This is a genomic window from [Borrelia] turdi, assembly GCF_008828755.2.
Taxonomy (GTDB): Bacteria; Spirochaetota; Spirochaetia; order Borreliales; family Borreliaceae; genus Borreliella; species Borreliella turdi.
Genome location: NZ_QBLM01000001.1, coordinates 715,694 through 723,339, shown reverse-complemented (window position 1 = coordinate 723,339; position 7,646 = coordinate 715,694). Strand labels below are relative to the sequence as shown.

The following is a 7,646-nucleotide window of genomic DNA, read 5'->3' as shown; positions in this document are numbered from 1 at the left end:
AAAAACTCGTCAACAAGCCATTAAAGATCTAAACGAATTCTTAACAATAAATCCTAATGACAGCTATGCCTCTAACACTTTAGCCCAAGCTAATAAAATTCAACAATTGGAAAATCTTAAATCTAAGGTTTATTCAATAAAGCCTACTGATCTTGAAAATCCAAAAACTCGTCAACAAGCCATTAAAGATCTAAACGAATTCTTAACAATAAATCCTAATGACAGCTATGCCTCTAAAACTTTAGCTCAAGCTTATGAAAACAATGGAGATTTACTAAAAGCAGAAAATGTATATGAAAAAATTACTAAGCTCACAAACACCCAAGAAGATTACTATAAACTTGGAATTATTAGATTCAAGCTTAAAAAGTATGAACATTCAATAGCCTCATTTGATCAAACAATAAGGCTCAATCCAAAACATAAAAAAGCACATAATAACAAAGGAATAGCTTTAATGATGTTAAATAAAAACAAAAAAGCAATAGAATCTTTTGAGAAAGCAATACAAATTGATAAAAATTATGACACCGCCTACTACCAAAAAGGAATAGCTGAAGAAAAAAATGGCAATATGCAGCAAGCATTTGAAAGTTTTAAAAATGCCTACAATCTCAACAAAAAGCTAAATTATGCATTAAAAGCTGGAATCGTATCAAACAACTTGGGTAACTTCAAAAAAAGTGAAGAATATTTGGGTTTTTTTTATGATAATACAAAAACCCCCAACGAAATTGCTATTTATAACCTATCAATAGCAAAATTTGAAAACAATAAACTTAAAGAATCTCTTGAAATAATAAACAAGGCTATCAATTTAAATCCAGAAAAAAGTGAATATTTATATTTAAAAGCATCTATAAATCTTAAAAACGAAAATTACCAAAATGCCATATCGCTTTACAGCTTAGTAATTGAAAAAAACCCTGAAAATACTTCAGCCTACATAAATCTAGCAAAAGCATACGAAAAATCAGGAAATAAAACTCAAGCAATCTCAACTCTTGAAAAGATAATAAACAAAAACAATAAATTAGCTTTAAACAATCTTGGAATACTTTATAAAAATCAAAAAAATTATCAAAAAGCAATTGAAATTTTTGAAAAAGCAATAAGCAATTCCGATATTGAAGCAAAATACAATCTTGCAACCACTCTAATTGAAATTAATGACAACACAAGAGCTAAAGACCTTCTAAAAGAATATACAAAATTAAAGCCAAACAATCCAGAAGCCTTACATGCGCTAGGAATAATAGAATATAATGAGAATAATAATGATCAAACATTAAGAGAGCTTGTCAAAAAATTTCCAAATTACAAAAAAAATGAAAATATTAAAAAAATAATAGGAATATAAATTGTAATGAATAAAATAAGATTCTTAGATAAATACTTGGTTCAAAAAATAGCAGCAGGAGAATCAATAGACAGACCATGTTCAATATTAAGGGAATTACTAGACAATTCAATAGATTCTGGGGCTACTAAAATTGAGGTCTTTCTTGAAGAAGGGGGAATTCACAAAATCTTAATAATAGATAATGGAAGCGGAATAAGTAAAGAAGACTTAAAAATCTGCTATTTACCACACACCACTTCAAAAATATCCTCAGAAGAAGATTTAAGAAAAATAGAAACTCTAGGATTTAGAGGCGAGGCTCTCTCCAGTATTGCAATTTGCTCTAACATTTCAATAACAAGCTCAACAACTAAAAATGAAAGCTATCAAATAGAAATAGAAAATGGAATTGAAAAATGCTTTAAAAAACAACCCGCCATAAACGGAACAATAGTAGATGTTACAAAAATATTTCACAACTTTCCAGCAAGAAAAAGATTTTTAAAGCAAGAACCCATTGAAACAAAAATGTGTCTCAAAGTTTTAGAAGAAAAAATAATAACCCATCCTGAAATCAATTTCGAAATTAATTTAAATCAAAAACTAAGAAAAATTTACTTTAAAGAATCGTTAATTGATAGAGTGCAAAATGTATATGGAAGTGTAATAGAAAATAATAAATTTAAGGTCTTAAAAAAAGAACATGAAAATATAAAAATAGAAATATTTCTAGCACCAGCTAATTTTTCTAAAAAAAGTAAAAGACATATTAAAACATTTGTAAACAGAAGACCTATCGATCAAAAAGATCTCTTAGAAGCAATAACTAATGGGCACAGTAGAATACTTTCTCCTGGCAACTTCCCAATATGCTATTTATTTTTAGAAATAAACCCTGAATATATTGACTTTAATGTCCATCCTCAAAAAAAAGAAGTAAGATTTTTCAATCTTCCATTTTTATTTAAGCTAATTTCTGATAACATTAATAATTTTTTCGATAAAGACACAAACAGCTACAACGACATAATAATAAAAAGACAATTAACAGATGATGATAATTTAATAGAAATGATAAACCAACCAGAAAACTTTAATAAAACTAGCACATATTACATACCCCAAAATAAAAATTTAGAAACAGAAAATAATGCAAACGAACTAAACAAAAACATAATACAAAACGATATTGGCCTTAAAAAATATAATTCAATTATACAAAACAGACCATCATTTAAGGAAAATATTACAAACATTTTCTCTGACAACTTTTTAGAATTTGAAGAACCAATAAACAAAGATGAAAAAGAAGAAATAAAATTTAACTACATAGGGCAAATATTTTCTGAATTTTTGATCGTTGAAAAAATAAATGAAATTTACTTCATAGACCAACACGCAGTTCATGAAAAAATAATATATGAAAAACTTAGAAATTCAAAAAAAACTATTCAAAAACTTCTAATACCAATTGAATTCACAATAATTGATAAAAACATAGAAGAAATTATAGATAGTGAAATCGAGGAATACAAAAAAATGGACATTATAATCTCTAAAATAGGCCCTAAAAAATATCAACTTGAATCTATTCCTAATATTTGCAATCAATATGAAAATACTCTTATTCACTTTTTTCAATCAAGAAAAAGTAGAACAATAAATTCTCTTGAATCTGATTTATATGCAACTATTGCCTGTAGAAAAGCTGTTAAAACAAATGACATATTAAGCCTTGAATTTAGCAAATTTTTAATAAATGAATTTTTCAAACTAGAAATAAAACACTGTCCTCATGGACGAAAAATTTATTACAAAATATCTAAATTTGAGCTTGAAAAAAAAGTTGACAGAGCATAAAATGAAATCAGAGTTCCCATGATAAAGAAAATCAAATCCGAAATCAGCTCATTAAAGATAGAAAAAGAAAAAAGTTTAATTGAACTTGGAAAAATATTAAAAAATAATAATATAGTAGAATTAAAAAATTTAAACCACTATCCTAATCTAAAATTAGCAGAAAAAGAATTGTACCAAATGAAAAGCAATTTAAGCAAATCAGAAGAAAATGAAAACATATTAAAAAATTTAAACAAAAAAATTTATATTCTTAAAACAGAACATAAATCTGTTAGTAAATCATACAAAAAAAAACTTAAAGAAATTGCTAAAGCAATAATTGAAATTTATCCTCAAAATCTAGAATTAATATCAAAATACAACATGAATTTTTCTAAATTAAAACTTGAAAAATATAAAAAAATAGAATTAGCAAGTGATTATAAAACAAAAAATCCTTTACAAAGGATAATACTTAAAGTCAACTCAGCAATAAACAATATTATAAATATGGTAAATGTATGTAAAATATCAAAAGAATTTGAAAAAAAAATATTAACAAAATATTACCTTTCTGAAAACTTTGAAAGCATAATAAATGAATTTTCATTAAATAAAAAATTAAACAATATAATTATTAAAGAATTTAAAACAATAAATGAAATCAAAACAAATATAAAAAGCATAAAAGAAGAAATAAAACAAATAATATATAAAAGCAAAAAAGAAAAAATATACAAAAAGAATCTAATAAAAAACAAAATCAATGTTATTGTAAAAACCAAAGAAAATATTTTAAAAAAAATTGCTGAAGAATTTATTGAAACCACAAAAAAAGATAAAATCACAACTAAAACCAATACAATCAGCGCAGCAATCCAAACAATCGAAAAAACAAACCAAAAAATATTAAACTTAAGTAATGATTTAACAAAAATAACAAAACAGGAAGAAATAAAAACCATTCAACAAAAAATGCAAATCCTAACAAAAGAAAAAGACAAAATTAATAACAAATTAGATGCATTAACTTCTAAAATAGAAGTTATTCAAAATGAACTTGACAATGAATAAAAAATAAATATAATAAATTAAAGCTAAGGAGGGCCCATAGCTCAGTTGGTTAGAGCACCCGACTCATAATCGGTAGGTCCCAGGTTCAAGTCCTGGTGGGCCCAATTCAAATCTTTTTTTTAGTTAACCTTAAAAAAAAGATTTGAATTTTTTTCAACATAATAAAAACTTATGTAATTATCCAATGTTTTATCAACCTCTAAGTTATCTATTGAATCAATCCTAGCAACTGAAGAAATAGGATATAATTTGTCTTTAAAAGTTTTAACAAAAAATACTTTAGAATTGCTTAACTTATTTAACATTGCCATATCCTTAGACTTATATACATAATTATGAACGTCATCTAAATCATACTTTGACATACCTAAAGAAATAACAAGCTCTCTATTGTAAACTCTCATACCCTTATCAAAAAGACGAACACATGAAGTAAAATCAGAAAAAGTTTCATCAAAAAAATTAAATCTCAAATCCCTACAATATAAAATATCCTTGCCAAGAATAGAATCTATAAAAAAAGATCTATAATTATCATTAACCACTTGAATAAACTCACTAGTGTCCTTATTCTCTATTGACAATTTAAAAACATCCTTTGACTTTAGAACCTTAATTGCAAAATCAAAACTCATAAAATAGTCTAAACGATTCTCAGTAAAATAATAATTTACCTTATAATCAAGTTCTTTTATCTCAGGATAATTTATTTCGCAAGAACAAACAATATAACAAAAAACCAATATTAATTTAACTTTTAACTCGCTCTGCATACTCTTTGGTTTCAGAATTAACTAAAACTTTATCTCCAACGTTAATAAAAAGCGGAGCTTTAACTACAAGCCCCGTATTAAGAGTAATATTTTTCATTGCATTTGTTACAGTATCACCTTTAACAGCTGCTTCAACCTCTACAACTTCAAAAGCAATCTTTGGAGCCAACTTAATATCAATAACCACATTATCAAACATTATAAGAGAATAGATTTCTGACTCCTGCAAAAAAGGAACCTTATCTTGAAAATTGGCACTTTCCTTTAAGTCCAAACTAACCTGATCATAAGTTTCTAAATCCATAAAAACCAAAACGTCTTTATCTTTGTATAAATACTGGGCGCTAACCTCGTAAATTTCAATTGCCTCTGCAGTATCTGCCCCTTTTAAAGTTTCTCTAATGACAAATTTGTTTTTTAAGTTCTTAAGCTTTAATCTTACTATTGCCCCTCCTCTACCTGTTTTTGAAAATTCTCTTTCAAGAACAATATGGGGGGTCCCTTTGATAAGCAAAAAAGAACCTTTTTCAATCTCACTAGATTTAACTACCGCCATTTAAATACCTCGCAAAACTTAATATACAAATCTAGTAGTAATTTATACCAAAAAATTAAAATATTTACTATTATTCCCCAATTATAACTTGACCAATAAAGCTAATTTATAATTGACTTATTTTAAAGTAATGCTATTATATACTTAAACGAAGGAGTTTACTTGATGAAAAAAATTATTATCTTAATTTTTATGCTATCAACAAGTTTATTATACAACTGTAAAAATCAAGACAATGAAAAAATTGTATCAATTGGGGGCTCTACAACTGTAAGTCCAATACTAGATGAAATGATTTTAAAATATAGTAAGATAAACAATAATACTAAAGTAACATACGATGCACAAGGAAGTAGTGTTGGCATAAACGGGCTATTTAACAAAATATATAAAATAGCTATATCATCAAGAGATTTAACAAAAGAAGAAATTGAACAAGGAGCAAAAGAAACTGTATTTGCTTATGATGCTATAATTTTCATAACAAGCCCTGAAATAAAAATTACAAATATTACAGAAGAAAATCTAGCTAAAATACTAAATGGTAAAATTCAAAATTGGAAACAAGTGGGAGGCCCTGATGCTAAAATCAACTTTATTAATCGAGACTCCTCTTCTGGTTCTTATTCTTCTATAAAAGATTTACTTCTTAATAAAATTTTTAAAACTCATGAAGAATCTCAATTTAGACAAGACGGAATAGTAGTAAAATCTAATGGAGAGGTAATTGAAAAAACAAGCCTTACTCCACACTCAATAGGATATATAGGTCTTGGATACGCAAAAACTTCAATAGAAAAGGGTTTAAATATACTTTCTGTAAACAGCACATATCCTACAAAAGAAACAATAAATAGCAATAAATATACCATTAAAAGAAATTTAACAATAGTTACAAATAGTAAATACGAAGATAAAAGCGTAACTCAATTTATTGATTTTATGACAAGCTCAAACGGACAAGATATCGTTGAAGAACAAGGCTTTTTAGGGATAAAAACATAATTAAATTAAATAAAAGATTACTTGACTTAATATTAAGTCAAGTAATACAATTGAGCATTGAAATGAGCTTTAAGGGATTCTTTTAAAAAATGCATCTAAGCTTAAAGACAAAAAGAAAGATAATTGGAATTATTTTCAAATCTTTTATTCTTATATCCGCAATAATAAGCTCCCTATCAATAATGTTTTTAGGTGCATTTATATTAAAAACCGGAATAACACCATTTATTAATAATAAAATTAAAATTTTAAACTTTTTATTTAGCACAAATTGGGATCCTACTAATAATCTACAAAAATCTTATGGTATCTTATCATTCATTATTAACTCCTTTTTAACTACACTTTTTTCTATTTTAATCGCTTTACCAATTGGATTAGGATTTGCAATATATTTACTTGAAAAAGCAAAAGGATTTTATCAACAATTTTTACAAACAATAATAGAGCTTTTGGCGGGAATCCCTAGTGTAGTTTACGGATTTTTTGGAAGCACATTTATTGCTGCTTTAATAAAAAACATTTTTCAAAGAGAAGACAATTTGGGATACAATTTAATAAGCTCATCACTCATATTAAGCATAATGATAATTCCCACAATAATTAGCGTTTGCTATTCATCACTTAAAGCTGTTCCTAAATCATATAAATTTGCATCTCTTGCATTAGCAGCAACAGACTGGCAAACAATATATAAAATAATAATACCATCAGCTAGTCGAGGCATTTTAGCAGGAACAATATTGGCAATAGGAAGAGCTATTGGGGAAACAGTAGCAGTATTAATGGTTGGAGGAGGCTCTCCTCTTTTTATAAAAAATATATTTTCTCCTATTAGAACGCTAACCGTAAATATTGCTATGGACATGGGATACGCTTCAGGCACCCACAGAGAAGCTCTCTTTTCTACAGCTCTAGTATTGTTGCTATTTTCAATAATTACAAATTTACTCAAAAATTTTATACTATCTTCAAATAAAGGGTTAAAGAAAAAGTGACCAAAACTCAAATAAACAAACTAATCAACAAGTTTTATTTCTTTATAATCAATTCTATT

General features: G+C 26.4%; 7 protein-coding genes and 1 tRNA gene. 6 read left to right on the top strand and 2 right to left on the bottom strand.

Features of this window, described 5'->3' with window-relative positions:
* From DB318_RS03375 to DB318_RS03360, 4 genes are all read left to right on the top strand, one after another.
* Positions 1-1,360 (top strand): tetratricopeptide repeat protein (locus DB318_RS03375; RefSeq protein ID WP_151074299.1); only part of this gene is annotated, 1,360 nt, incomplete at its 5' end.
* 6 nt (positions 1,361-1,366) lie between these two features.
* Positions 1,367-3,202 carry a DNA mismatch repair endonuclease MutL gene (mutL, locus tag DB318_RS03370; RefSeq protein ID WP_151074298.1) on the top strand — a complete coding sequence of 612 codons (1,836 nt, stop codon included), beginning with the start codon at positions 1,367-1,369 and terminating at the stop codon, positions 3,200-3,202.
* Between the two features lie 18 nt (positions 3,203-3,220).
* Positions 3,221-4,255 (top strand): hypothetical protein, encoded by a 1,035-nt coding sequence (locus DB318_RS03365; RefSeq protein ID WP_151074297.1) that lies wholly within the window; start codon positions 3,221-3,223, stop codon positions 4,253-4,255.
* Between the two features lie 30 nt (positions 4,256-4,285).
* Positions 4,286-4,359, top strand: a tRNA-Ile gene (locus tag DB318_RS03360).
* Positions 4,360-4,374: 15 nt separating this feature from the next.
* On the opposite strand, the gene DB318_RS03355 is transcribed toward DB318_RS03360, so the two are convergent.
* Positions 4,375-5,028: a hypothetical protein gene (locus DB318_RS03355; protein WP_151074296.1), complete on the bottom strand. Its 654-nt coding sequence runs from the start codon at positions 5,026-5,028 to the stop codon at positions 4,375-4,377.
* Positions 5,006-5,584: an elongation factor P gene (efp, locus tag DB318_RS03350; protein ID WP_151059890.1), complete on the bottom strand. Its 579-nt coding sequence runs from the start codon at positions 5,582-5,584 to the stop codon at positions 5,006-5,008. Before efp ends, DB318_RS03355 begins: the two co-directional genes overlap by 23 nt.
* Positions 5,585-5,749: 165 nt before the next feature.
* On the opposite strand from efp, the gene DB318_RS03345 reads away from it, so the two are divergent.
* Both DB318_RS03345 and pstC read left to right on the top strand, forming a co-directional pair.
* The gene (locus DB318_RS03345) at positions 5,750-6,589 is read left to right on the top strand and encodes a PstS family phosphate ABC transporter substrate-binding protein (RefSeq protein ID WP_151074295.1); all 840 of its coding nucleotides are present in this window, start codon (positions 5,750-5,752) and stop codon (positions 6,587-6,589) included.
* 89 nt (positions 6,590-6,678) lie between these two features.
* Positions 6,679-7,587, top strand: a complete 909-nt coding sequence (gene pstC, locus DB318_RS03340) for a phosphate ABC transporter permease subunit PstC (RefSeq protein WP_151074294.1) — start codon at positions 6,679-6,681, stop codon at positions 7,585-7,587.
* Positions 7,588-7,646 lie beyond the last annotated feature (59 nt).